Source organism: Nitrosomonas ureae (assembly GCF_900108305.1).
GTDB classification, from domain to species: Bacteria; Pseudomonadota; Gammaproteobacteria; order Burkholderiales; family Nitrosomonadaceae; genus Nitrosomonas; species Nitrosomonas ureae_B.
In genome coordinates this window covers 72745-97925 of the sequence record NZ_FNUX01000012.1, presented here as the reverse complement: position 1 = coordinate 97925, position 25181 = coordinate 72745, and the positions used below count along the sequence as shown (strand labels likewise).

Annotated in this window: 20 protein-coding genes and 1 pseudogene; 12 read left to right on the top strand and 9 right to left on the bottom strand. The window is 45.3% G+C overall.

What is annotated here, in order from left to right:
* Window positions 1–161 precede the first annotated feature (161 nt).
* Window positions 162–1292 (top strand): DUF3616 domain-containing protein, encoded by a 1131-nt coding sequence (locus C4S39_RS08500; protein WP_103966592.1) that lies wholly within the window; start codon window positions 162–164, stop codon window positions 1290–1292.
* A gap of 263 nt (window positions 1293–1555) precedes the next feature.
* On the opposite strand, the pseudogene C4S39_RS08495 reads toward C4S39_RS08500, so the two are convergent.
* Window positions 1556–1794: pseudogene (locus C4S39_RS08495) on the bottom strand (transposase); the annotation flags it as partial.
* A 272-nt stretch (window positions 1795–2066) separates the two neighbouring features.
* On the opposite strand from C4S39_RS08495, the gene C4S39_RS08490 reads away from it, so the two are divergent.
* The gene (locus C4S39_RS08490; protein ID WP_103966591.1) at window positions 2067–4190 is read left to right on the top strand and encodes a PhoX family protein; all 2124 of its coding nucleotides are present in this window, start codon (window positions 2067–2069) and stop codon (window positions 4188–4190) included.
* Window positions 4191–4304: 114 nt separating this feature from the next.
* Here C4S39_RS08490 and C4S39_RS08485 read toward each other — a convergent pair whose 3' ends face one another.
* The 4 genes from C4S39_RS08485 to C4S39_RS08470 all read right to left on the bottom strand — a co-directional run bounded on the left by C4S39_RS08485 (window position 4305) and on the right by C4S39_RS08470 (window position 8313).
* The gene (locus tag C4S39_RS08485; protein ID WP_103966590.1) at window positions 4305–5297 is read right to left on the bottom strand and encodes a diacylglycerol/lipid kinase family protein; all 993 of its coding nucleotides are present in this window, start codon (window positions 5295–5297) and stop codon (window positions 4305–4307) included.
* Window positions 5298–5326: 29 nt separating this feature from the next.
* On the bottom strand, window positions 5327–6370 hold the full coding sequence (locus tag C4S39_RS08480) for an MJ1255/VC2487 family glycosyltransferase (protein WP_103966589.1): 1044 nt from the start codon (window positions 6368–6370) through the stop codon (window positions 5327–5329).
* A 200-nt stretch (window positions 6371–6570) separates the two neighbouring features.
* Window positions 6571–7497, bottom strand: a complete 927-nt coding sequence (locus C4S39_RS08475) for a patatin-like phospholipase family protein (RefSeq protein ID WP_103966588.1) — start codon at window positions 7495–7497, stop codon at window positions 6571–6573.
* Window positions 7498–7503: 6 nt separating this feature from the next.
* Entirely contained in the window at window positions 7504–8313 is an 810-nt protein-coding gene (locus tag C4S39_RS08470; protein ID WP_103966587.1) for a UDP-2,3-diacylglucosamine diphosphatase, read from the bottom strand.
* Window positions 8314–8537: 224 nt separating this feature from the next.
* Between C4S39_RS08470 and C4S39_RS08465 the strand changes: the two genes are divergently transcribed.
* The 4 genes from C4S39_RS08465 to wecB all read left to right on the top strand — a co-directional run bounded on the left by C4S39_RS08465 (window position 8538) and on the right by wecB (window position 12413).
* Entirely contained in the window at window positions 8538–9551 is a 1014-nt protein-coding gene (locus C4S39_RS08465) for a M14 family zinc carboxypeptidase (RefSeq protein WP_258039360.1), read from the top strand.
* Window positions 9548–10303 carry an alpha/beta fold hydrolase gene (locus C4S39_RS08460; RefSeq protein ID WP_103966585.1) on the top strand — a complete coding sequence of 252 codons (756 nt, stop codon included), beginning with the start codon at window positions 9548–9550 and terminating at the stop codon, window positions 10301–10303. Before C4S39_RS08465 ends, C4S39_RS08460 begins: the two co-directional genes overlap by 4 nt.
* A 491-nt stretch (window positions 10304–10794) precedes the next feature.
* Window positions 10795–11358, top strand: coding sequence for an SGNH/GDSL hydrolase family protein (locus tag C4S39_RS08450; protein WP_103966583.1), 564 nt, complete (start codon window positions 10795–10797; stop codon window positions 11356–11358).
* Window positions 11355–12413: a non-hydrolyzing UDP-N-acetylglucosamine 2-epimerase gene (gene wecB, locus C4S39_RS08445; RefSeq protein ID WP_103966582.1), complete on the top strand. Its 1059-nt coding sequence runs from the start codon at window positions 11355–11357 to the stop codon at window positions 12411–12413. Before C4S39_RS08450 ends, wecB begins: the two co-directional genes overlap by 4 nt.
* Before the next feature lie 162 nt (window positions 12414–12575).
* On the opposite strand, the gene C4S39_RS08440 is transcribed toward wecB, so the two are convergent.
* Together C4S39_RS08440 and C4S39_RS08435 are read right to left on the bottom strand one after the other, a co-directional pair.
* The gene (locus C4S39_RS08440) at window positions 12576–14468 is read right to left on the bottom strand and encodes an alginate lyase family protein (RefSeq protein WP_103966581.1); all 1893 of its coding nucleotides are present in this window, start codon (window positions 14466–14468) and stop codon (window positions 12576–12578) included.
* A gap of 7 nt (window positions 14469–14475) precedes the next feature.
* The gene (locus C4S39_RS08435; RefSeq protein ID WP_181023796.1) at window positions 14476–15594 is read right to left on the bottom strand and encodes a radical SAM protein; all 1119 of its coding nucleotides are present in this window, start codon (window positions 15592–15594) and stop codon (window positions 14476–14478) included.
* A gap of 307 nt (window positions 15595–15901) precedes the next feature.
* Here C4S39_RS08435 and C4S39_RS08430 point away from each other — a divergent pair, with 307 nt between their 5' ends.
* Both C4S39_RS08430 and C4S39_RS08425 read left to right on the top strand, forming a co-directional pair.
* Entirely contained in the window at window positions 15902–16876 is a 975-nt protein-coding gene (locus C4S39_RS08430) for a Gfo/Idh/MocA family protein (RefSeq protein ID WP_103966579.1), read from the top strand.
* Window positions 16877–17148: 272 nt separating this feature from the next.
* Entirely contained in the window at window positions 17149–18906 is a 1758-nt protein-coding gene (locus tag C4S39_RS08425; protein ID WP_103966578.1) for a GNAT family N-acyltransferase, read from the top strand.
* 810 nt (window positions 18907–19716) lie between these two features.
* Here the strand turns inward: C4S39_RS08425 and prmB are convergent.
* Complete coding sequence (prmB, locus tag C4S39_RS08420) at window positions 19717–20613, bottom strand: 50S ribosomal protein L3 N(5)-glutamine methyltransferase (protein WP_103966577.1); 897 nt, start codon at window positions 20611–20613, stop codon at window positions 19717–19719.
* Between the two features lie 141 nt (window positions 20614–20754).
* Between prmB and tadA the strand changes: the two genes are divergently transcribed.
* From tadA to C4S39_RS08400, 3 genes are all read left to right on the top strand, one after another.
* On the top strand, window positions 20755–21246 hold the full coding sequence (gene tadA / locus C4S39_RS08415) for a tRNA adenosine(34) deaminase TadA (RefSeq protein WP_103966576.1): 492 nt from the start codon (window positions 20755–20757) through the stop codon (window positions 21244–21246).
* Entirely contained in the window at window positions 21236–21715 is a 480-nt protein-coding gene (locus C4S39_RS08410; RefSeq protein ID WP_103966598.1) for a L,D-transpeptidase, read from the top strand. The genes tadA and C4S39_RS08410 overlap by 11 nt, the downstream gene beginning before the upstream one ends.
* An 885-nt stretch (window positions 21716–22600) precedes the next feature.
* The gene (locus tag C4S39_RS08400) at window positions 22601–22894 is read left to right on the top strand and encodes a hypothetical protein (RefSeq protein WP_103966574.1); all 294 of its coding nucleotides are present in this window, start codon (window positions 22601–22603) and stop codon (window positions 22892–22894) included.
* A gap of 303 nt (window positions 22895–23197) precedes the next feature.
* Here C4S39_RS08400 and C4S39_RS15795 read toward each other — a convergent pair whose 3' ends face one another.
* Complete coding sequence (locus C4S39_RS15795; RefSeq protein WP_258039359.1) at window positions 23198–23326, bottom strand: hypothetical protein; 129 nt, start codon at window positions 23324–23326, stop codon at window positions 23198–23200.
* A 706-nt stretch (window positions 23327–24032) separates the two neighbouring features.
* On the opposite strand from C4S39_RS15795, the gene C4S39_RS08395 reads away from it, so the two are divergent.
* Entirely contained in the window at window positions 24033–25103 is a 1071-nt protein-coding gene (locus C4S39_RS08395; protein WP_103966573.1) for an AI-2E family transporter, read from the top strand.
* Window positions 25104–25181 lie beyond the last annotated feature (78 nt).

Below are 25181 nucleotides of genomic sequence, written 5' to 3'. Positions count from 1 at the left end.
CAGAGTTGGAAAGAGCGTATTATTCGCAACTGAAAGTGTCAGGCATCACAGCTTGACTCAAACTAACGAGTCTCCGGAAAAATCGGGGCGGTTCATGACACTAAAAGCCTAGTCGCGAAGGCTGCCTTGTACGTTAAGTAAATTTTTACTGGAGTGAATCAATGAAAGAAATCAAGCTCGAATTTGAGAAAGAAGGGGGAGGAATATCGAAATCTCTGTCAGCGTTTGTACGTTTAGGGGATTCTATTTTTGCAGCAGGCGATGAAGGGGTCGATCTAGCCAGACTTAAAGAATCTGATGACGGCACTAGCTTTAAGCTCAAAGAATTGATCAATTTGAGTGGTTGGTTTGATTTGCCAATTCCACCACTGCAAGAACAGACAAACCAGATAATGGAAATTGATCTTGAAGGAATGGATTTTGACTGTACAAATCAGCTCTTATGGATGGTTGGATCGCATAGTCTGAAGCGTGGCAGGGCGAAGGCAACGTTTGATACAAAGAAGAATTTGGAACTACTCGGTAAAGTGGAACCAGATGCAAATCGATTTTTTCTAGGTTGCGTGTTCCTGCATAAAAACAAAAATAAGCAGTTCCGACTTTCTCTGAGTGAGGGGGATAACAACACACGTGCAGCTCAGCTTAGATGTGATGCAACCACAAGTGAACTGCTGGATGAGATTAGACGCGATACGCTATTCACTCGTTTTTGTGACAAAAATGATGGAATTCCTGGCAAGGACAATGGCATTGATATTGAGGGCTTAGCATGTGCGCGCAATGGAAGAGTGCTTGTAGGAATGCGCGGGCCAGTGCTACGAGGAATTGCAATTGTTCTTGAATTAGCGCCGGAGCGGATTGATTCACCTGATACGAAAGCAGATCAGTTGCAACTGACAAAAATTGGCCCCACTGGGCTTAAATATCGTCGCCATTTTTTGGATCTGGCTGGGCATGGGATTCGTGATTTGTGCTGGGATGGCGATGATCTTTTAATTCTTGCCGGCCCAACTACAGGTCTTGACTCACCACCATTAATTTTTCGATGGAAAGCAGCGCGCAAGGCATTTGGAAAAATGAGTGACGATGAAGAGAAGTTTATCTGGCGTTCAGAATATGTGCTTGTGCAACAATGCCTAGGCTCAACCTGGAAGCAGGTTGAAGCAGGGGCTGATCATGCTGAAGCGATTGCTTTGTTTGACAAGAAACACTTGATGATTGGATACGATTCGCCCAGTACAAAACGTTTTCACAAACCGGCTTCGGTTATAGTGGATATCGTTGATTTGTGAGCTACAGCAAATTAGAATTTATTTTGATTGCTGATGAAAAATTGCTGACAGCCCATACTAGACGATGTGGTACTCGCTTTGGGCGCTGTGAATTGAACCCAGTTGCTCCGAACAGCTCTGATTGCAACGTACGCCCTCAGGCATCGAACTTGAATCTGATTCTTCTTGTTTTTACGACGACGATCTATATTTAAATCATATCGATAGACCAGATTTAGCTCAATCAAATGTTGCGGCCTATGTTCGTCTTAAAGATCGAAACCCTTCATTTCATAAATATGCGCCTTCAACTGCCGAATTTCTTCCTGCTCCGGGGTCAGTTTCCCATTACTCCGGAATGACTGATCAGCTTCATCCGCCTGGTATTCCCTGATCCACCTCATCAGCATATTGCACTGATTTCCAGGCTTCGAGATACTTCCGATGTCGTATGGCCCTGATCCAATACCAGACCGACTGCATCTAATTTGAATTCCTTTGTGTATTGCTTTCTTGCTGTCATTTTCTTCCTCCAATTAAGCTATTTTCTCTTAACTGGACTGTCCGGTTTCATTAAACCAGATCAATATTTCTTCTCATTTAAACTGAACATAATGTGTCCGTTCTAAGGGGATAACTCCAAACTAGGCTTCCGGTTTTACTTGATCTGCTCAAGTTCTCAACATGTAATTCATTTGTCACTAACTCTTAATTTGACTGTTATAGGGCTGTCACTTCTGAGGATTAAAGTGAAAGGTATTTCTGATACCTTTAAAAATGCGAGGAGAACAAGATATGAGCAGCAAACTTCATCCGGATGGAAAACTTAATCCTAGCGATGTTACCAGTAATGACAGTGGTAACAGCACGCTGCAAGAGATCGTTGAGCAACAGAAACTTACGCGACGTGATTTTCTTGTGGTTTCTGCGGGTGCTACAGCGACCGTGACCGCTTTATCCGTACTCAGTACTGCGGCGATTGGGGAAGTATTAAATGGCACCGGAGTGTCACGCAGCCTGGACCCCCTTGGAACAATCGGATTTACATCGGTCAGCGCCAATACGATACCTATGACGGATGGCGTGACTGTGCCGACAGGTTATTCAGCCAGAATCTTAGTTTCATGGGGGGATTCCTTGACGTCTGAATCTCACTGGGATACGGCAAGTGCTATGGATGAAACAACCCAATTGCATTGCTATGGCGCACACACGGACGGTATGCACTATTTTCCTTTCCCCGGGCCATTTGGCAATAAACGTGGATTATTGGTTACCAATAGTGAATATTGTGACCCTCCTTTGGTGAATAATATTGTTCCCGCAGCCAATTACGCCACAGCTGCGATCACGCTCGATATGGTTCGCGCTCAACAAGCTGCTCATGGCATCAATATTGTTACGATTGATAAGGAACATCACCAGTGGCGAGTTAATCGGCAGTCGCGTTTAAATCGTCGTATCACGGGAAATACATTGTGCAAGATCAGTGGTCCCGCCGCCGGGCACGAGTTAATGAAAACGGCGGCCGATCCTCACGGTACCAGGGTTCTCGGGACGCTTAACAATTGTGCTCATGGATATACGCCCTGGGGTACTTATCTGACTTGCGAAGAAAACTGGAATGGTTATTTTTCCAATGAAACCGGAGAGATGGCGGGAGAACCGGATCCAGAACGCACGCTTAGAATTATTCAGAGTCAACTTCGGTACGGCGTGGTTAAAGGCGGTTTCGGCTATCGCTGGCACGAAGTTGACGAACGTTTCCGTGCAGATTTGCATCCCAACGAACCGAATCGTTTTGGATGGGTAGTGGAGATCGATCCGTGGGATCCGAAGAGCACCCCGATCAAACGCACTGCCATGGGCAGAATGAAGCATGAGAGCGCGCAGGTTGTGATCGATCATAAGGATCATGTTGCTTTCTACATGGGGGATGATGAAAGAAATGAATATATTTATAAGTTTGTTTGCGACAAAAAGTTTAATCGAAAAGACCGTTCCGGGAATCGGAATATGCTGGATCGCGGCACATTGTATGTAGCAAAATTTAATGCCGATGGTAGCGGTCAATGGCTGCCCCTGATATGGGGCAAGAATGGATTGACGCGGAAGAATGGTTTTGCCGATCAGGCGGAAGTGCTCATCAAGACGCGTCAGGCAGCCGATCGCCTGGGGGCCACCATGATGGATCGTCCTGAATGGGGCGCTGTTCATCCTATCACCGGCGACATCTACATGACGCTTACCAACAATAGCCGTCGTGGCAATACACCTGTCTCGGGCAATAATATTGATGGAACCAGTAGCGCAGGTAGCGCCAATCCGCCGGTGGATGCTGCGAACCCGCGTCCTGATAATGATTTCGGTCAGATTATCCGTTGGCGGGAAGATAAAAGGCGCGTGACTGCCACTACCTTTAAATGGGATATCTTTGCGCAATGCGGTGACAAGGCTAACGCCAAAAGTTTGGGCAGCAGCTATGATTCTGCCGGTCATGATGGTTACGTGGGCAGTATCAATGGGGATGATTATGGTGCGCCTGACGGTTTGTGGTTCGATAAGGAGGGACGTTTGTGGATTCAGACGGATCAGGCAGGTGATGCCAGTGGAGATTGGGTGAACATCGGCGGTAATGTGATGATGTGCGCAGACTCATTCACCGGTGAAACCAGGCGTTTTCTTGCCAGCCCGCCCAATAGCGAGGTAACCGGTGTTATTACCACGCCTGATGGTAAAACGATGTTTGTGGGCATTCAGCACCCAGGCGAAGATTGGAAGATCGGCTTCACCGATAATTCCACGTGGCCAGATAATGGTTACAATGGGCCGACGACATTTACAGGGTCATCCGCGTCGAAACCCCGTTCTTCGGTGATAGTGATTACTAAGGATGATGGCGGAGTGATCGGAAGTTAAGGATAGATAAAAATTTTGGAGCAGTAAGTTCACTTTTCACCTCCCGGGGTGGGGAATGAACTTACTAACCCGAATCGAGAATTTCAGTTGAAGGCATATATGGACGCCCTTGATTCAGTTTGAGAGGCAACTGGTACTGAAAAAAGGTGGAATCAATACCCTTATGGGCTTTGGACTGGCGCTAAACTCGATTGTTCTTTCAGCTTCAATATCGCGATTGCGGAAATAATCGCCATCGACTTGTAATGGATAGGATTTCTCATGCAGTGTGCAGGAAATATTTTTTCCTGAGAAATACCGCATGGGTAGTTTTGCGGGTTTACGTTGCAGAATTTTCATTGCTTTAACCAGCTCGTGCTGGTGTCGTGCTCCGGGTAAAAAGCCGAGAATTAGCTCGCTCCTGGAAGGGTTGGCAGCGGGAACGAGTTGTAAGTTCTTGGCGTAAGCTGAGTTATTGGCGACGATCACGTATCCGGATTCGTGATCAATGACGGGCTGGCCGTCAACGCTCGCTGAGACAGTGGGATGATGCAAGGAGCACAAGGCTTTGAGTCCATGCCAGATATAAATTGAATCATTCAGAGGGCCTTTGCGCTTACCGATATTTTTGACGGTCAGCGAATCCAGCCCCATCGAGGCCATATGGAAAAAAGGCTTGCCGCCCTTAATTCCTTTACCGCTGATCAGGCCATAAAATTGCTGCAGGCATGTTCCTGAATTGATTGCTTGAATCAAATCATCGGTCTTGGTCGTCATTTCGTAAGAGCGTGCGAATAATGATTCGTTGCCACCCGGGATGGCGTAAATAGGCGTGTTCGTTTTATTAATCAAATCCAGCAGCTTTCTGATGGTTCCATCTCCGCCTACGATCACGATCAGATCATTGGCGGCAATTTTTTCTGTGATGCGGGTATAGCCCTTGGTTTTTTTCTCGGATGTTAATACTTCAACAATTTTTCCGTGAAACGCTAATTCCTCATCCAGCTTATTCGCGAGTGCTTCCGTGTTGCCGGCGCTGGATATCGGGTTGTAAATAATCAAAATCTTTTCCGGTGAAGGTATTTTTATAATCAATTGATTAGGTTCAAACAGGAGATTGGCGTTCATAAGTGTAGTGAATTCAAGTCGTCTGGAATTTATGATATTTCAACGGGAATGACCTTGACTTCGGACCAAATCCGATTGCACCATGATTGATTGATCTGTGGCATACCGTCCTTGATCCATTGCACCAAATGTCTGGCTGTATTGGGGAAAATTACGCGGATGGCGCGGGTCTCATGTAACCATTGTTCAATGATTGCTGCATCCATGATAGGCATCATTCGCCCATAACCTAATGTTTGCAAAGCCAGAGCATTTGAAGCTTGTTCCATTTGCGCATGCAGAGGTTTGACCAGAATTTTCTTGCCGAGCTGCAGTGATTCGCTGGCTAACTCAAACCCCGCATTGCAAATAATGCCTGCGCAATCCGATAAATCTTTCTGAAAGCCTTGCAACGATAAGGGATTGCAGTGGATATGCGCATGCACGGAAGGAATAACCTCAGGGGAGTACAGAAAGAAATCAAATGACTTGAAAGGCGCTAATATTGACATGACTTGCTGCTGATCTTCAAAAGGCAAATAGACAATGATTTTGTTTTTCTGAATTTGTTGCGGCACATAAGGCGTTTCGATGACAGGTGGTAACAGGGGCTGATGGAAATGGTGCCAATGTAGCCCTATGCGGGTATCGACCGGGGCGAAATTTTGCATAATGGCTTCAGAGACCGGATCATTTCCAGCACGGGGTATGTTGTAATGAAACGCGTATTGGTGGCTGATTCCAATGGTTTTTTTGTTTTGCCGCCGTGCAGCCCAAGCGGTGACCGGCTCATAGTCACAGATGACCAAATCATAACTGCTCAAATCCAGTTCCCTAATATCGTTAAAAAAGCGTAAGGGCTTTGAATGCCACACGGTTTTTAAATGATTAATTTTTCCTTTTTCCGTAACGAAAGTTAATCCTTGGCGCCATTGATGACCATTGAAAACTTCCATATCAAAAAATTTGTCCCGTGGTCTGCCGCTGAGTTGGTAAGTAACTTCCAGATTGGCGGCATGCAGTTCCCTGGCCATAATCCTTCCGCGTGTAATATGGCCGTTTCCCGTTCCCTGGATTCCGTAAAATATTTTCATGGTCGTTTGTGATATGGATGAGTCTTTCGCATTGGATTCAGTATCATGAATTATTCAATAGAACGCTGTGCAGTCTAGCGGCTGACTATGACAGTACAATGACTGTTTTTTGGTTGTTTTGTGACAGTTGACGCTGGTATGAATTGTGCGGGTCTGGCGTGGATCGATCCTGCGGTTGTCAGTGGATAAGTTATTGACAGTTATTGGTTTTTCAGCCATTGATGAATCTGCTCCCGGTGCAGGACATACCAGTGTTTCCCAATGTCCAGAGCTTTTTTCTGGACAATTTTATTGTTGGCTGAATCCATCTGATCAGGCATGTCATAGTCTTTCAGGTAATGATTGATGTACAGCACTTGGTTACCTAAAATTTCCGTGGTCGTTCTGACATTGGCCAACATTTTTTCCCTGAGGATGATCGAAGCGATGCCTTGCGTTGACCATTGCAGGCCACCGTATTTGCAGGCCTTCGTACCGTTGACTATGAAGCTGCGCCAGCCGGATCCAATGGATAGCATTTTGATTGGGTTTTGATTCCAGCATTTCTGGGCATAAAGATACGCGCTTAGACCGGGGTTATTCATGCCGATACCGCCATCGATGCGCCAACCGCCATCTTGCAATAGTACCGGCGGATAATACGAAGGGGCAGCAGTGCACGCATCGGCGATTTCGCTTAACAAAAAATCCGGTTGACTGTCATTGGTGAAAATTTCCAGTTGATCCTGGTTGAGATTGAAACAGGGAATGAATAGTTGCTTGTCGAGCGATGACAGTTTTAGATTGCCCAATTCCTTTTGCAACGTCAGTTTTTTGGGAATGCCTCGATACTTGGGGCGGATTTGCAGTTTACTCATCAAACGGCTGAAGCGGTGCTCTGTCATCATTTTTTCCAGTAATTTCTCATGCAGCACTTTCTCAATGATGCGATGTGCGCTCCAGCGATGTCCCAAGATCAAACAAGTCATCAATCCGCCTGACGACGATCCGGCAATCAGATCGAATAAGTCGTAGGTCGATGTGCCGGTATCATTTTCAAGGCATGCCAGGACGCCGAGTTGAATGAGCAGATGACTGCCGCCGCCATCCAGGCTTAAAACAGTTTTTGAGTGCGGTGAGCGGTTCAAATGGATTTAAGCTGCATTTTTGCCAGCCAGCAATTCTTCTTCCAGGTGGTTTTTGTATTGCTCAAATCGCTCGGACCAGAAAACCAGTTCCAAGGATCCATCGAGATGTTCCAGCAGGGTGGAACAGCTTTCTACCCAGTCACCATCGTTGCAGTACAACACCGAATTGATCTCCCGCAATTCGGCATGATGAATGTGACCGCACACTATTCCATCAACACCGCGATCCTTGGCCAGATGCGCCAGCGCATCTTCAAAGCTGCTGATATAACTGACCGCATTTTTTACCTTTAACTTCAGATAGGCTGCAAGAGACCAATAAGAGTAACCCAGGAACTTACGCAAGCCATTGATATAGTGGTTGAGATCGAGCAAGGTGTCGTAGGCGATATTGCCCAGCTTGGCGAGCCAGCGGCTATTTCTTACAATCATGTCAAACTCATCGCCGTGCATGACGAGTAACTTCTTGCCATCGGTTGTGGTGTGCACATAATCCTGGTGAATTTCCACATTACCGAATACATGCCCGGCGCAATCGCGCAAAGCTTCATCGTGATTGCCCGGCACATAAATTACTTTGGTGCCATGCTTGGCCTTGCCCAGAATGGAGAAAATCACGTTGGTATGATGCTGAGGCCAGAACGGGCTTTTCTTGAGACTCCAGAAATCGACGATATCCCCAACCAAATAGAGATAGTCGGTTTCAACCGAATGCAGAAAATGCAGCAGGGCTTCCGCCTGACAACCGCGAAATCCGAGATGCACATCGGAAATCCAAACGCTTCTCACCTTGATAGGAGTCTGATGCTTGATCATAAGTACCTTTTAAGTGAATGAGTGATGGTGCACAGCATAAAGCGGTATTGTTAAGCTTCCTTGAAGCATTTATGAAATATTGATGAATTCTTTGTGAAAAAAGAAAGGCAGAATTATTTTTGTGTTGATTCTTTGCAGCGAAGGAAAGGATTCAAGTAAGATTTATCTTTTGTCGTGTCAAGATTCTGCTGGCACTCAATCCATAAGAGATGCGCACTCCATTCATGATTAAACAATCATTTCCAGAGTTGGAACAAGTTGAAGCCATTTTGCAAGAAGACAATGCGATGTATTTGCACAGCCAAATACTTTGCCGGGTGTCGCATGACAATGATGAGCTGCCAGTATACGCACTGACCCTCGGTAATCGCGCTCCGGATGTGCCGTGTATAACGTATGTTGCCGGTGTTCACGGTTTGGAGCGCATCGGCACGCAAGTGGTCATTGCTTTTCTCGAGGGTCTGCTGGAACGCCTGAAGTGGGATCGGGTATTGGCTGAGATTCTGCAGCGGGTGCGCATTCATTTTTTGCCTATTGTTAATCCGATCGGGATGCTGAATAAAACCCGCGCGAATGGCCAAGGGGTCGATTTAATGCGCAATGCGCCGGTGGATAGTCAGGAAAAAACCATTTTACTTGCCGGAGGGCATCGGATTTCTTCTGTTCTGCCGTGGTATCGTGGAAAAGCGAATGATTCGATGCAACCCGAAGCGCAGGCATTGTGTGATTTTATCGCAAAAGAAGTTTTGCCGGCACCGTTCAGCCTGGCGCTCGACTGCCATTCCGGCTTCGGTTTTCGGAACCAGATCTGGTTTCCTTATGCCCGAAGCAGGCTGGAACCGATCAAACATTTAAAGGAAGTGTGCTATTTGCGCAAACTGTTTATGCAGACCTATCCCCATCAGGATTATCTGTTTGAGCCGCAATCGCAACATTATCTGGTACATGGCGATTTATGGGATTTTTTATATATGAAGTCACTCGAAAATGATAATGTGTTTCTGCCATTGACGCTGGAAATGGGCTCATGGCGCTGGATTCGCAAGAATCCGCTACAACTGCGTCAATTACTTGGCCTGTATCATCCGATCAAGCCGCATCGACTTAGCCGGGTGCTAAGAAGTCATCTGATTCTGATGGAATTCTTGCTGCATGCCACACTCTCGTATCAAAGCTGGATCAATAGCAGTGATGCGAAGGAACTGGAACAGCAGGCGCTAACGCATTGGTATGCATGAAAGGCTGTGAGCATTTTGTGCTGATACGCGGGTTATTGCGGGAAGCCAGGCATTGGGGGAGTTTTATTACCGATCTGCAACAACACTTTCCTGATGCCATTATCAGCACGCCCGATATTCCGGGCAATGGTCTGCGCTATCATGCAACCAGTCCGGAAACCATCGCCGGGATGACCGAGACATTGCGTCAGCAAATAGGCAGCGGTCAACCACTGAGGCTGATTTCGCTTTCAATGGGTGGAATGATTGCGATTGACTGGATGACACGCTACCCCGATGAAGTTGAGGCTGCGGTGCTGATCAACACCAGCGCAAGACCATTGTCGCCATTTTATCATCGTCTGCGCTGGACGGCTTATCCGCAAATCCTGCGCATGATTCTTCAGTCCGCAGCGCAAAAGGAAGCGGATATTCTGAGGTTGACTTCAAACCGTCATCAACATGACAACACACTGCTGAAATTATGGCAGCAGTGGCAACAGCAATGTCCGGTATCCAGGGCAAGCGCCAGAAATCAGTTCTTTGCTGCCGTAAAGTTTTCCATTTCCACAAAACCGCAACAACCGCTACTTGTTGTAACCAGCCGGGCTGATCGTCTGGTGGATTATCGTTGCAGTCTGAAACTGGCACAAGCTTGGGGTGCAGATTACGCGCAACATGAATCGGCGGGACATGATCTGCCGCTGGATGATCCGGCATGGTTGATAAATGTGATCAAACAATGGGGTATTTTTAATTTTGCTAAAATCTGAATACTATCCATAGCTAGCGTGGCACAGCATCAGTGTTTTAAGTGCCGGTATCGAAGAACTGATAAGTAAAGTAAAATCCGGCATGTCCGGATTCGGAAAATAATTTAATCGCTGTTTATTTATTAATGTAATTTATTGTGACCGGAAGAATCCTGCGAAGTAAAGGAAGCGCTGATTAATTCGGCGAACGAGATGAAGCACGAGGCGCCCGGAACGCAGCAACTGAGACATATCAACGAGATAGGCGAAGGCGCGAGTACCGTGCAACGAAGTGATCCGCTCGTGCAGCCAATTAATCAGTGCTTCCTAAAAAGAAAATTAATGAAAACAAATTCATGCCTATTCACTCAAAAATCAAGAAACTTCTCCCTTCCAGAGAAAGGCGGGTGCCAGGCTCATGCACTCATCTCGTCATCATTTTTCCAGATGCCCCTCGACAATTAAGTCCATTGCAGTCATGGTAGGTATTCGATAATTAGGGAAAATGTAATATGCATTATCAGAATCTGCTGTGCATTGGGGATAGCCAAACCTTTGGTGCGCGGACTTATGGATGCTATCCGTTATATCTGGCTCAAATGCTCACTCAGCAAACGCCTTATCAATGGCGTACGATTAATCGAAGCGTTAATGGATATACAGCCCGGGATTTATGGTTTCTGCTCAGTAATGAAATTGAATTCATCAGCGATACTTATCAGGTATGCGTGCTCATAGGTACCAACGATGTGGGAAATGAAACACCCCTGGAGCTTTTTGAAGAATATTACCGGCAGATTGTTCGAGCATTTTTGATCAAGAAATACAAGGCTATATTTTGCGGTGAAATCCCTCCCATTTTTCCCGATGGCCATATATTCTTCCGCAAAGAAGCGGTAGAACGGCGTAATCGATATAATGATGCAATCAGGAAAATTTCAACCGAAAATAAAAGAATTCATTACACACCGATTGATGGATTAAGTCGCGACTGCTACGTGGATTCCGTTCATTTCAATGAGCGGGGCAATCAGATTGTCGCCGAAACATTTGCCAAAGCCATTCTAGAGCGATGAAAATCGGGATTGTCATTGGCACTCGTCCCGAGGTCATGAAAAATTATGCCATCGTCAAGGCTCTGCGCGAAGCAAATCTGGATTTTGTCGTTCTGCATACCAATCAGCATCAGGATCCGCTGCTCCGTGAGGTGGTATTTGCCAAAATGGGTTATATGCCGGATTTTATCTATCCCCGCCCTTACAGTATTGGGGCGGCAATTGATTGGGTATGTAAAATCATTCGCACGCAGCAAATTGATCTGATCCTGGTCAACGGGGACACTGCGGCATCAATTGTGGGTGCCGTTGCTGCTGTTTATTCTGATGTTGGATTAGCGCATGTCGAGGCGGGTCTGCGGGCTTATGATAATCGCATGGTCGAAGAACGCAACCGCATCATGGTCGATAGTGCAGCGCATTATTTGTTTACCTATACGCAATATCATACTGAATATTTAGATAAAATTCAGGATTTGCGTGGCCGGATTTTCAATGTCGGCAATACCACGGTAGATTTAATTCATGACTTTTCTGCCGAATTGGTTAAGCCGCGTACCGATGCGTATGCATACATTACCCTGCATCGCAAGGAATTTACCGACAGCCGCACAAGAATGGTTGATGTTTTTACAGCCCTCAACGCATTGGTGGATGAGTTTGATGCAATGATTTTTCCCATGCATCCGCGGACACGGGCGGCTATGAAAAATTATGAACTCAGCTTTGATCTTTTGTCGCGCATAACGGTGATTGATCCGGTTGATCCCTTTACATCGCTTTCTTATGAGAAATTTGCATCGCTCATCATTACGGACAGTGGCTGCATACAGGAAGAAGCCTACATTTTTGGCGTCCCGTGCGTGACGGTGCGAAATAACACCGAACGGCCCGAAACGATTAAAGCGGGTGCCAATGTGCTGACTGGTTTCTCTCCTATAGTAATTCGGGACAAGATATGTTCGCAAAAAAGCTTGGGTCATCAGCAGTTTCCACCCGTCTATGGCGATCGTGGAGTAGGTGATCGTGTGGTTCAAACTTTGCGCCAGAATTTTATAAATTGGCGCGATTATTAAGGAAACACCAAATAATTTGGTGGGCAAGATGAGATGCAAGGCAAACGGAGCGCAGGCAATTATTCAGTGTTTTCTTAGTTGTGTGCGTCAATTTACTTGTATTACACAAAGCACTATCGCAATGCTCGAGTTTAACTGTTTATCGAGTTTTCTAGCTTGAAGTCAGGATTCCGAGCATTTGTTTCGCAGTCTATCGATTAAGTTATCATCGATAGGAAACTGGGTTTGATTTCCTTGCATTGGGGTAATGATCGTCAGGAATTCATGGGGTAAACGAGTGCGGATTTCTGTTTTCAGGATGTTAAGGGGTTCTCTTGTGCCATATTTTCTGGAAATCCAGCCCAATGGCAATTGCTCGTTCCCGCGATACAAACAGGACTTTCCGCCTTTCACGCTAACGAACCATGAGCTGTTCATGCAGTCTATGATGATCCCATCATTCGTCATTCCGGCATGTGCATCAACATGCCAATGCAATGCCAGAGTATGTTCGCCCATACCATCGAGACGATCCCATATCATCCATCTTCCGGATTGATCATCATAGATCAGTGCCCGCCAGTGTATGACTCCGCTAGCGGAATAGCCATCATGACTGGCCAGAAGTACCGTTTTGCCGTCAAGATTTGCACTGTGCCATATTAATTTCGCAGTGTATGCGCTTAACCAGCCAAACGCGTTTTTTTCATCTTGCAATGCTTGATCATTTTCATCCACCACAATGGTGTTGTGAGCGGATGTGCCGCGAAAGTAACGCCTGAAATGCGAATCCCCGTTATACAGGTATGTGCCTGGGTCGACTAATATGGATTTGCCGTCAAGATCCCAGCAAACAGACAAAGCGTCGGCATGCCCATGCCCGAACGCACTTGCCAGGCCAAGCTTTCCATGGCTGAGCCGCATCGTGCCATGATTTGCTGCGCCTGGAATTTTCGAGTACCCGGAGGCTGCAAAAATTTGCAGCGAACCGGCTAGTAATTCGGATGCATGAAGGCTATTTTTCCACGATAACCGAAGATACGGAGATAATGCATAGCCATCGTCACTGTCGCCTATTGCGGGTAAATTGTCAGGTGATGAGGCAAATGCTTGCAAATAATCCTTACCACGCATCCAGGCTTGCTCGATACCGTCAGGTGTGGATCTGCCACGATGTCTTAACAGGCAGGTGACAAGTCCGCATAGATCGACAATCAGCGCCAGATACCGGAAGGATTGTTCGCGATTTCCTCCATCCGGGAGAATTTGAACATTCGCTTCCCGCTCCATGATGGTTAAACCAACAGCCAGCCATTCTTCTGCGTCGGGTAGTTCGGGAAAGAGAAGGCCGGCGTAAACGAGTCCCGCGCATTCTCCGAGAGTATGATTGCCGGCGTAAGAATAGAGACAAAGCCTCCGTCGAATGAAATAGGCGTGACTATGCACAAGGTACACCAGTCCCTGCCAGACTTGCGGATTGATTTTTTCATTTCTTATCTGATCAAATGCATGGCAGACACTGATTAATCTGAGTGCGCATTCCATAGTGGAAATATAATTTATTCCCTTCAGCCATGGGTTTCCATCAATCCATGACAGCATTATTTTTTCCATGTATTGGACAGCTTGGCGTTTGATGCAAAGATCATCCGTCAGATTGCTGATCAGGCCAAGAATGAGCAAATTTTGTAACCGGGAACGTGCCCAAGCAAGTTGAATATCCCCAATTGGATTGCCCGGGGCAAAAGGGATTCGCGCAAAGAATTTCAGGGGCCAGGAGCGTCCGGTTTCCGGTGCTTTGTGCCAGCATAGATCGTCGACGGAAACTGTCAGATTTGCCGGATTCGGAATAATGTACGCTTGCTGGTCATTTTTTGTAATGAAATCAGATAGCGCCAGATTTTCATAAAACCAGGGAAGTTGCGGAAGACAAGATAATTTACTGCGGCAAAAGGTATGGTTTTCCGGCTTGACCTTCTTGTTAAAAGGTAAGCCATAACCCGTACATTGCTTGATCCACATGACAGCAAGCGATGCCTGTCTCCGGAGGCGGTATAAAGATTCATCGAGGTTCATTTCTGATTCAATTCATCTTTTTAGGCAATTCGCCCGGTTTGCGGATTTTTGCCGCATTCATAATCCAGGCCGGGTTACACACTTTTTTCCCGGATATGGGAGTTATGTCCTTTTCGCCATAGATATCGTGATAATGCCGATAAAGGTAATCGCATACCTTCTCATAGGCGCATTTTTTGCAGCTTTGAGTTTTAATTCTATCCTTGAAGACATAGAATCGGCTGATCCCGGCTGTACATACGGCCCTGAAACCGTATTGGGCAACAAAAGCAAGGTACGGTATTTTTAGAATGCCGGGTATCAGGCAAAGCCAGGTGACCAGACTGCCTTTTCTGATCCGGAAACTTGCGAAATTATCCCATTCGTCCGGATCAAAGGTCATTTGATCAATGTTCGTCACATATTGCTCATAGCCGGGAAGAAAGCAAAAGGGCATGTACCTTACATTAAAATGAGGGAGCTCGGTTTCGCACGATTGGATCGCTTTAATGATCTCTTTGCCGGCATCCGCGTAATTGACATACACTTCTTTGACAATATCGATATTCTTTGCTTGCAGAACCGGATTGAACATCACAAAATTGATGTTATCGACTTTCTTTCTAATGAGCAGTTGCATGATTTCAGTCAGATGCATAAAATTCGTTTTGCACACCACTGTGTTCGTGCGCACCCTCAAGCCAAACTCATTGGCATGATCCATAGCTTGCAGAATATGGTGAAAACTGCGCGGAACCTTGGTCAGATCATCATGCGTCGGCGCATCATGACCATGAACACTAAACAAAATGTCGTCGATGCCTGCAGCAACGAGACTGGCGACATAATCCCGCTTGGCTAACCTGATGCCGTTGGTAATCAGGCAGACGATGGAAAAGCCGAGTTCTTTCTTGGCATATGTGATCAATTCGGGCAGATCCTTGCGCAGCGTCACTTCTCCGCCAGTAAACTCTATCTCTTGTATTCCAAGCATTTTCGCTTGTTTGAGTTGTTTTCTCGCTTGTTCTGTAGTCAGCGTGTTTTCATTGGATTTCGTGATGACGGAATCGTAGTAATAGCAAAAAGGGCATTTAGCGTTGCACGCATAGCCCAGATTAATCTCGACTTTTTTTGTGTGGTGAAGCACGGTAAGTGATTCCTCTGTTTTAAAATTAAAAGTGATGGATCGAATTGAACTGAACAGCAACGCAATCCAAATCTCAGAGGCTCTTTAAGTTATTGATGCATCAGGTCTCGGGTTTTTACTGAAACCAGGCATTGTTTTTATGGCTGAGATTATATTCAATTCTCAGCCATAAAAACTATTCAAGTTGAGAGCTGATGCTAATCAATAACATCACATCACACTTTATCTGAATGATATTGCGATAGAATTATCGGCAACGATGGAAAAAACCGAATCGCCTCAGTCTATTAAATAAAGGAGTTTTTTTATGGTTGCATTGGTCCGGTGGGGTATATTAAGCGCGGGACGAATGGCTGACCGCTTTGCTGTCGATCTCAGGAAGACTCCGGGCACAGAAATTGTTGCTGTGGCTGCACGATCAATCCAGCGGGCGGAAGCATTTGCGTTGAAGCATCGAATTCCCCGCGTGTATGGCGCATATGAAGCGTTGGCAAAAGATCCGGGAATTGACGTTATCTACGTCGCTACAACCCATAATTTCCACAAGAGCCATACGATTCTGTGTCTGGAAAATGGAAAACACGTGCTATGTGAGAAACCATTCGCACTGAACGCGGCAGAAGCGCGACAGATGATTGCTTGTGCAGGCGAGAAACGGCTTTTTCTTATGGAAGCCATGTGGTCGAGATTTAATCCTGTGTATAGGCGGGCGATGCAGTGGATCAAGGAGGGATTGATCGGGAAAGTTCGGATACTCAACGCCGATCTCGGGTTCAGGGCAGCCGGCCAATCCGAAAGTAGATTATTTGATCCTGCGCTTGCTGGTGGATCAATACTGGATGTCGGGGTTTATCCAATCGCTTTGGCATCTCATCTGTTCGGTTCGAGGCCTTCGGAAATTCAAGCGTTGGCATCCCTCGGTGCAACCGGTGTCGACGAGCAGGCCGGTATCATGCTGCAATATCCGCAAGGGCAGCTTGCTTTGCTATCAAGCGCTATTCAAACACGCACACCGCATAACGCTTTTATTATGGGTACCCAGGGAATGATTTGGATGCCAATGTTCTGGCGTGCCCGCCTGGCTGTTCTCTGGCGTTCAAGAAAATTGCCTCACGTTACTTGGGGTAGAGCGGGATATCAATACGAAGCTGCTGAAGTCAGTCAATGCATTCGGGAGGGTAAGGTGGAAAGCCCAACAGTGACTCTTGCCGAATCGCTGGCTTTGATGGAAACGATGGATCAGATCAGAGAGAAAATTGGCTTGCAATATCCTGGCGAATGATTGCATGTAATTAGAAGAATCATCGATTGTCTTATTGCTGCGCATTGCATCGGAACCAAATTGCCTTTTCTTTTTCAATTGCACTTTTGATCGCTGCGTTGAGAATCTCGAATTGTGAAGCATCAAGCTTGTGACTGATGAAATGGAGCACATTCCGCTATCGGGCTGAACGCATGATGCAATGCGCCTTGATTATTAACTGATTGTCATCGTCGCGTCATATTACCTGGCTATCCTATAAGGCATCCAATTTCTGAAATGGAGCCAGGATTATGCTGGATGTAGATGCAATACTGAAAGACTATTTTCAGCATACAGATGAGATCAATGATAAACCGCTGATGAAAGCCGCTTCTTCGATATTGAAGAAACTGCTGCACCAGGAAGAGATCAATCGTTTTATTGCAACGCACCGGCATTTGGAAGGATTAGAGTTTAACGATGCGGTGCTGGAGCATTTTAATTTTTCGTTCCAGGTATCCAGCAAAGATCGTGCGCGCATTCCGGATCAGCGCCGGGTATTGATCGTGGCCAATCATCCGCTGGGCTCTTTGGATGGACTGGCGCTGTTGAAGTTGGTATCGGAGATCCGTACCGATGTAAAAATCATTGCAACGACCTTGCTGAACTGTATTGATCCGCTGCAGAGCTTGTTTCTGTCCGTTGATAATTTATCCCAATCCGCCACTCATCGTGACAGCATGGGTCAGATCATCGAGGCATTGGAGTCTGAGCAGGCGGTGATCTTGTTTCCCACCGGAGGGGTGTCGCGTATTTCTCCGCTGGGGGTTCGTGATGGCAGGTGGAACACCGTATTTTTGTCCTTAGCCAGGAAAACCAAGGCGCCCATTGTGCCGGTGTATATCGGTGGCAAGAATTCCACCCTGTTTTACGGCTTATCGAGTATTTACAAACCCCTCGGGACGATGATGCTGGTCAACGAAATGTTCAATAAGAAAGGTGGTGAGATTTTGTTCCGTGTCGGCAAGCCGATTCCATGGGAATCGATTGCGGCGATGAATCTGTCCAAGAAAGCGGCGGCAAAGCTGATGCGCAAGCAAGTCTATTTGCTTGGGAAAAAGAAGAAAAAGGAATTGTTCAAGCCGATCGAAAATATCATTCATCCTGTCCGCACCAAGTTGATCCGCAAAGAACTGAAAGCATCGCAGCTGATTGGCAAAACTCAGGATGGTAAGCATATTTATTTGTTTGATTATATGCCCAATTCCAGTGTGATGCGGGAAATAGGAAGGTTGCGTGAATTATCGTTCCGTCAGGTGCAGGAAGGCACCGGCAACGCGTTGGATATCGATAGTTACGACCGCTATTACCGTCACCTGATTCTATGGGACGAAGACGAACTGGAAATCATTGGCTCCTATCGCATCGGTGAAGCGGTACAGATTCTTAAAGCGCGGGGGGAGGCAGGTTTGTACACGCATAGCCTGTTTGAGTTTAATCCGGTTTTAATGCCTTATCTCGAACAGGCGATCGAGTTAGGACGCAGTTTCATTCAACCCAGATATCAGGGAAAACGCAGCCTGGATTACCTTTGGTATGGCGTTGGCGCTTATCTGTATCAGCATCCGGAGATTCGCTATCTGGTTGGACCGGTTTCGATGAGTACTGCTCTACCGCAGTCTGCGCAAAAGGTGATTGCCAGTTTTTATACAGAGCTTTTTGGCAATGACATGCAGCTTGCACTGCCCAGGCTGTCGTTTGAATTTGATACGGTAGTTGATTTTGCGCCATTCAGGCAGGTTGCAAATGAGGTGGAATATAAGCAAGCGTATGTAAAGTTCAAAGAGAAAATGGATGTGCTCGGCGTAAAAATTCCGGTCTTGTATAAGCAGTACGTGGAGCTGTGCGAGCCGGGCGGTTGTGAGTTTCTGGGGTTTAATATCGATCCAAAATTTTCAAATTGTGTGGATGCCTTGATTCTGGTGCATATTGATGCCATTAAGCAAAAGAAACATCAGCGCTATATCGAGAGCCATGCCGGAGTTGCGCAGAATCTCCATTCGGCCTGATCATGCGCAAGCCGCTCATCGAATAAAGCTTCTTGAGCATAAACCGGATCAATGGATTCATTGAGATCGCAGAATGCGAGTGCGGCCATTACAGTTGATGTTTTTAGCAAGATAAGCCGCCATCGGAGAAATGAGTTTTGTGTGCCGGCTTCCCAGTTGCCAAAGACATAACAGAAGCCTGGATTTCTGTTTTCTGGCGCAATCGATTGATTATGAAAAGATTACTGGGATATGCAGGATCGTTGTGCCGGTAAAAACACTAGGGTTACTTTTGGATAGGGCCTGGCGTAAATTCCAGGCCCTATAATTAGCAAATAAAATTTAACAGTTTGTTGCGGTTTAAATTCATTTTGCCGTTGCATCAATTTCAAAAAGATTCTCTGTAAAGTTCAAAAAATCCATAATGACAATTTACTGAGAATCCCCTTGCTTATTGCCATCATAGAGGCTTGGTGGATATTGGCCTGGCTTCGGATCACCGCATCCAGTTAAAAAGAAAGCGAAAATAGTAGCAGCAATTAATAGAGAGTATTTCATGTCCATTATCTCCTATAAAATTAAAGACCTATGATATATGAGTTAAGTGAAACAGCTCTTCGGTCATTCAAAAACAAAACGAAAAGACCGCTTTCTTAATACCAGAATCACATAGCCTTGTCCAGAAAAATTTATAAGACTGAATGCATCAGTCCGGCAAAATCTGATCGATAATCTCTAAATATAATTGTAAGGAGTGGAGCGAAGAATGCTGGGTTATTTGATTCTTAATGGGTGCGTTACTGTTCAGCAGATGGGCTAATAATACCTTGGTTACCGGATTAGCTGGTTACGCTGCAACAAAAATACAAACTCATTTCCTGCACTGGTTTCCAACCAAGTAAACGGCAATTCCGGAAAGGCTTGTTCCAATGCTGCCCGGTTATGTCCGATCTCAACCACCAGGATTCCATCGTCAGTTAAGTATCGGATGGCTTGTTGCAGAATCTGGCGTGTTGCATCCAGTCCGTCTATGCCACTGGCAAGCGCATTTTCCGGTTCATGCCGATATTCCTGAGGTAATTGCGCCATCGATTCAGCGTTGACGTAAGGCGGATTGCTGATAATCAGATCATAACGCTTTTCCTGTAACGCTGAGAACAGATTGGATTCAATCAGATTAATTCGTTCTTGCAGCCCGTAATCCTGTATATTTTTATGTGCTACGGCAAGCGCCTGGGCGGAAATGTCGGTGGCATCAATCGTGGCATTGGGGAAGCTGTGCGCCATTAAAATCGCGAGACAGCCAGAGCCGGTGCAGAGGTCAAGTGCGGTGGCAACAGTATCGGGATCCATGATCCATGGAAATAGCTGTGCTGGCAGCAATTCGGCAATGAAAGAACGGGGAATGATAACGCGTTCATCGACATAAAAGCTGTATTCCCCAAGCCAGGCTTCATGCGTCAAGTAGGCTGCTGGAATTCTGTCTTTGACACGGGAGTCGATTATTTTCAGTACGTGTTTGCATTCATCCGTCGTGACACGCGCATCCAGGAACGATTCCAGCTGATCCAGTGGTAAATATAAGCTTTTCAGAATAAGATACGCCGCTTCATCATACGCATTCGCCGATCCGTGGCCAAAATGCAGGCCGGTCTTGTTGAATTGGCTGATTGCGAAACGTAATAAATCGCGGATGGTACGCAGTTGCGAATGAACTTGGGTAATCATGAGTAATAAGGAAACCGGGAAGCTAAAATGTTCATGTTGAGGCAACGAGAATGGTGATTGCTATGGATACGGAACCGCAATGTAGCATAAAAACCGTGATGCGAAGGAATCACACCTGTTAATTATTTTGAATGCGCCCCATTGAATACCAAGACAGATAATTATTTCATGCAAGCCGCTTTGGAACTGGCGCAGCAAGCGCAAGAGTACGGTGAAGTTCCGGTGGGCGCCGTAGTAGAGCGGCACGGCGTCATAGTCGGGCGTGGTTATAATCGCCCGATTTCTACCGCCGATCCCACTGCACATGCCGAAATTATGGCAATGCGCGATGCCGGTGGTCATATGGCCAATTATCGTTTGCCGGGTTGTACGTTGTATGTCACATTGGAACCATGCGTAATGTGCATCGGCGCGATTTTTCACGCGCGGATCCAGCGTCTGGTCTATGCCGCTGCAGACCCCAAAACCGGTGCCTGCGGCAGTGTTTTGGATTTGCCTGCGGAAACACGATTGAATCATCATTTACTGGTCGATGCCGGGATCATGGCGCCTGAAGCCGGTACATTGTTAAGGCAGTTTTTTGCACAAAGACGTCATGCAGCGCAACGGAATATACATGAAAATGAAAATTAATATCTATATTGCCAAACAACAAATGGATTTAATGGGTGAACAGGGACAAATCACCCGCCAATACCTGATTTCCTCGGCAAAGAACGGCACAGGGCAAAAAAATGGCAGTTTTTGCACGCCGCTCGGGAAACATATCATTCGCGCCAAGATTGGAACCGGTCAACCGGTCAATACGGTTTTTATTAAGCGGCGTCCAACCGGCGAAGTTTATTCACCGAAACTCGCTGCGCAATTTCCTAAACGCGATTGGATTCTGACGCGTATTTTATGGTTATCCGGCTGTGAACCGGGTTTTAACCGCTTCGGTTCGGTGGATACCATGCGCCGTTATATCTACATACATGGCACGCCGGATAGCGTGGAAATGGGCGAGCCCGGATCCATCGGATGCATCCGCATGCGCAATAACGATTTGGTGGAATTGTTTGATCAAGTCAGCCCAGGAACAGAAGTTGAGATAATTGCATAGAAAATAGATTGATTTTTCCTTAACATTCTGAATAAGCGATTGCATTCGGAAGGAAAAATGGAATCTCGATTGATCCTTAAAAGATTCGGATTTGCTCGCTGCGTATTGTTAACTAGCTTGCTTTTATTTTCCACCCAGGTTGTTGCGGATGAAGGGAGCTATAGCGTGAGGACAGAAGATAATCTCTGGAATATTTCCGAGCAGCATTTGATCAGTAGGCAATGTATCCCGCTTGCAGCAACTCAATAAAATATCCGATGCCTATGCCATACCTCCCGGCACAAAAATCAAGATACCCGCCGAAGGCCAAAAATACAAATGAGCGGCGTCTACGCTTGAGCGGTTTATGTGCGCGACGGAAAACCAGGAGACTGCCATCATAGGTATCACTGTATTTCTTATAAGTTGCAAGCAATGATAAATTTAAATTTGCCAGGTAATAACTGATTACGTTTACAAAATCAATTTGAGACTATCGTTTAATTTTTTGATTAAAATTTAATTCTCTGCTATTACAACTAAATAAAGCGGGTGCTTTATAAATAAAAATTATGGATATGCAGGATCAGAAAGTAACTAAAAAGCGAAGAGAGTGTTTCATTAACAAAATCTGCAGAATTTCTTTTAAATGAATGCCGCATCGTGCTGCCAGGCATTCAGGCATTATTTGGGTTCAATGCTTATTGCAGCTTAATTTCAAGCTTTCATTATTACTTTCTGATTTTAATCAGAAGCTTCATTATTCGCTTTAATTTTAATACTTTCTTACTTTCTTACGTATGTATGCTGGCGAACAGACTCAGTAAATTTATCGAATTAGTCTTATGAACGCCCTCATGATGTATGGCGTTAATTTTTAAATCTCAATTAATTTAGGATAAGGCAATGAATAAAATAATAAATACTCATTTTCTCGTAATTTTTATATTCTTTATTGTATTTGGAACAGTTGCGTGTTCTGCCAGTGATACGGCAGAAAATGAAGCTGATCGTTTGGAAGACAGAGCCGATCAAATTCGAAAAGAAGATAATAAAAACAAAGAAGCTGCTGAACAAACCGGTGAAGCGATAGCCGATAGAAAAGAGGAGGAGGCTAAACAAATAAGAGAATCCGCCGAGGATACCGCAGATAGATTAGAAGATGATGCAGATAGCGTTAGAGAAAATACGGATAAATAAAACTTACTTTTTTTCCGAGTCAGCCTATCTAAGCAAGTAAAATGCGTTCAAGTTCTGCTGTACTGGTTTCCGGGTCAATCCTGGATACAAATAACGAGTTGGGAAGTTAGTAGCTTTTCCTAATAATTTTGAAAGGATGATCTGCAATAACACAGGTGTAGTCAAATGGTTCGAGTTGTCCCATTTTGACAAACAGTTTTAAAGCGGATTGCGGTTTATCGTGATGTGATTCTTCTCATTCAATTTTCTTTCAAAATTATTTGACGACAAGTATCCAATCCCGGAATGCCTGTGGGTCGGGCTTTACCGGCGCTCGATCCAGGTGAATATGGCCAGCCTTGCTTCAGATTTGTTTTTCCAGACACGCGTGTCGATCAGGTCACATTTCAGGCTGGCAAAGAAGCTGTCAGCCATTGCGTTTACACTACTCATTGAGGAGCGTACGCCCATTTTCTTGCATCGCTGGACCGAACACAACGCAGGCGTATTAACTACTTTGAGCACTGAGGTGAATTACTTCAACTGGTTTGCGAACATTGATCACCAGGGCTTGTCGTCATGTTCTATTCGAGTTATCTGCGCCTGTCACCTTGCAGCTGAATACATCAATGATTACAGCCAAGTACAGGAAGCCTGACTAGAAGGAAATGTAAGTATCCGCAACCCATCGTGATTGCTGCTTTGAAATAGCGTTGCACCAGATTCGCTGCGGCGGCGATCATGTTTGTTGCGGTGAGGCCTGAAAATGGTTGCGAAGTGATGTTCTCACTAAAAAGGCTGAGATCGGAAAAATGCAGCCTCAAAGCTCCCAGGTGCCATGCCAAAGAGCTGAAGAATGGTTACACATGGGTATGGGTGCCTTCGTTCACCGTCATGCATTCTTGCTTGGAATTTACCGGGGCATCGATAAAATACTTACAAAGAATTGTGTGATCGTTTTAACTGCATAGCATGGAAAGTCGAATTCCTATCGAGAGGTTCTAATGCTTATTTGACTCATACATTTCATGATGATGGGATACGTAATTGCCACATGACCGCATTAAACCACTAGTTATAGGATGCATGACTAATCGTGAAGATAAGCTCTGAGCATAGATTATAAAGGCAAATAAACAAGTTGATTTCTGGAGAAACCATGACTAATGAAAATAAGGTTATCAGAGTTACTTATATTATGATCCTTTCGATAGCGTTATTAGTTTTTATCTCGCCCTTTTTTATACCACTAATTTTTGCGTCAACGATTGCTTTGACGCTGTATCCTGTGCAGCTTAAATTAGAGTCAAAAGGCATGAAAAGAAATCATGTTGCTGCTTTGCTTACTACACTTTTTACAACCTTTATTTCTATTCCTTTTTTCTATTTTATTATCAAAGGCACAGATGCTGTCACCACTCAACTTGAGAAGATGTCATTTAACGAAAAATTAAAGGATCAGGGTATTGATGAACTAGTTTTGAATATGCATAACGAGATTGTTTCGGCAATTCAAAAGTTTTCTTCGAAATACGATATTTTGGAATTCTTAAATGAGAAAAAAATAAATCATTATCTAGAGGTGGTCAATAATTTTCTGCTGGATTTTTTTCGAGAAGTTGCAGCCAGCCTTCCGGCATTGGTCGTGCTGTTTATCATTATGATTCTTTGCACTTATTCATTTCTTGGTAATGCTGAGCACGTAAAGAATTTTTTTCAGAAAATAACAGGATTTTCTGAAGCTCGTATGCAAGAGCTAACTAATATTTTTATAAGGGATTCCAGGCAGGTTTACCTTTCCAATATTGTGACAGGTGGCGTACAGTCATTGATGGTTGCTGCCGGTGTGAGTATGCTGCAAATGGGGGACTTCTTTGTGGTTCTCTTTGTTACGTTGATTTTATCTTTCATCCCAATAGTTGGTGCAGCGCCTGTTGCATTTATCTTTGCGATTTTGGCTTTTTTTAAAGACAGCGCTACCGCTGCAATTATATTAGGTGTGTTGGGAATTTTAACAAGTGTGGTAGACAATATCTTGAGATCATGGATCGCCACTTTTGGTAAAAGTAAAATTCCACCAATTGTCGCTTTTGTCTGTGTGATTGGAGGTGCCCTATTGTTTGGATTTCCTGGTCTTTTTATAGGATTGTTCGTGGGGGCCTATGCCTTTGATACATTACCTATTTTCTGGGACGAATTAAACGCCAGGGAAGGATCTGGAATATGCTGAGCGTGAAGGAAAGGGGATTTGCACTTACTGCTCTTCAGTCGTTAAAAATCTTGCATGCTTCTTTGTCAGTTGTCCTAT

What these genes read in the sequence shown, in the direction of transcription:
- C4S39_RS08500 (WP_103966592.1), top strand. Translation starts at nt 162, where the DNA reads ATGAAAGAAATCAAGCTCGAATTTGAGAAAGAAGGGGGAGGAATATCG.
- C4S39_RS08490 (WP_103966591.1), top strand. Translation starts at nt 2,067, where the DNA reads ATGAGCAGCAAACTTCATCCGGATGGAAAACTTAATCCTAGCGATGTT.
- C4S39_RS08485 (WP_103966590.1), bottom strand. Translation starts at nt 5,297, where the DNA reads ATGAACGCCAATCTCCTGTTTGAACCTAATCAATTGATTATAAAAATA.
- C4S39_RS08480 (WP_103966589.1), bottom strand. Translation starts at nt 6,370, where the DNA reads ATGAAAATATTTTACGGAATCCAGGGAACGGGAAACGGCCATATTACA.
- C4S39_RS08470 (WP_103966587.1), bottom strand. Translation starts at nt 8,313, where the DNA reads ATGATCAAGCATCAGACTCCTATCAAGGTGAGAAGCGTTTGGATTTCC.
- C4S39_RS08465 (WP_258039360.1), top strand. Translation starts at nt 8,538, where the DNA reads ATGATTAAACAATCATTTCCAGAGTTGGAACAAGTTGAAGCCATTTTG.
- C4S39_RS08460 (WP_103966585.1), top strand. Translation starts at nt 9,548, where the DNA reads ATGAAAGGCTGTGAGCATTTTGTGCTGATACGCGGGTTATTGCGGGAA.
- C4S39_RS08450 (WP_103966583.1), top strand. Translation starts at nt 10,795, where the DNA reads ATGCATTATCAGAATCTGCTGTGCATTGGGGATAGCCAAACCTTTGGT.
- wecB (WP_103966582.1), top strand. Translation starts at nt 11,355, where the DNA reads ATGAAAATCGGGATTGTCATTGGCACTCGTCCCGAGGTCATGAAAAAT.
- C4S39_RS08440 (WP_103966581.1), bottom strand. Translation starts at nt 14,468, where the DNA reads ATGAACCTCGATGAATCTTTATACCGCCTCCGGAGACAGGCATCGCTT.
- C4S39_RS08430 (WP_103966579.1), top strand. Translation starts at nt 15,902, where the DNA reads ATGGTTGCATTGGTCCGGTGGGGTATATTAAGCGCGGGACGAATGGCT.
- C4S39_RS08425 (WP_103966578.1), top strand. Translation starts at nt 17,149, where the DNA reads ATGCTGGATGTAGATGCAATACTGAAAGACTATTTTCAGCATACAGAT.
- prmB (WP_103966577.1), bottom strand. Translation starts at nt 20,613, where the DNA reads ATGATTACCCAAGTTCATTCGCAACTGCGTACCATCCGCGATTTATTA.
- C4S39_RS08410 (WP_103966598.1), top strand. Translation starts at nt 21,236, where the DNA reads ATGAAAATTAATATCTATATTGCCAAACAACAAATGGATTTAATGGGT.
- C4S39_RS08400 (WP_103966574.1), top strand. Translation starts at nt 22,601, where the DNA reads ATGAATAAAATAATAAATACTCATTTTCTCGTAATTTTTATATTCTTT.
- C4S39_RS15795 (WP_258039359.1), bottom strand. Translation starts at nt 23,326, where the DNA reads ATGAGTAGTGTAAACGCAATGGCTGACAGCTTCTTTGCCAGCCTGAAA.
- C4S39_RS08395 (WP_103966573.1), top strand. Translation starts at nt 24,033, where the DNA reads ATGACTAATGAAAATAAGGTTATCAGAGTTACTTATATTATGATCCTT.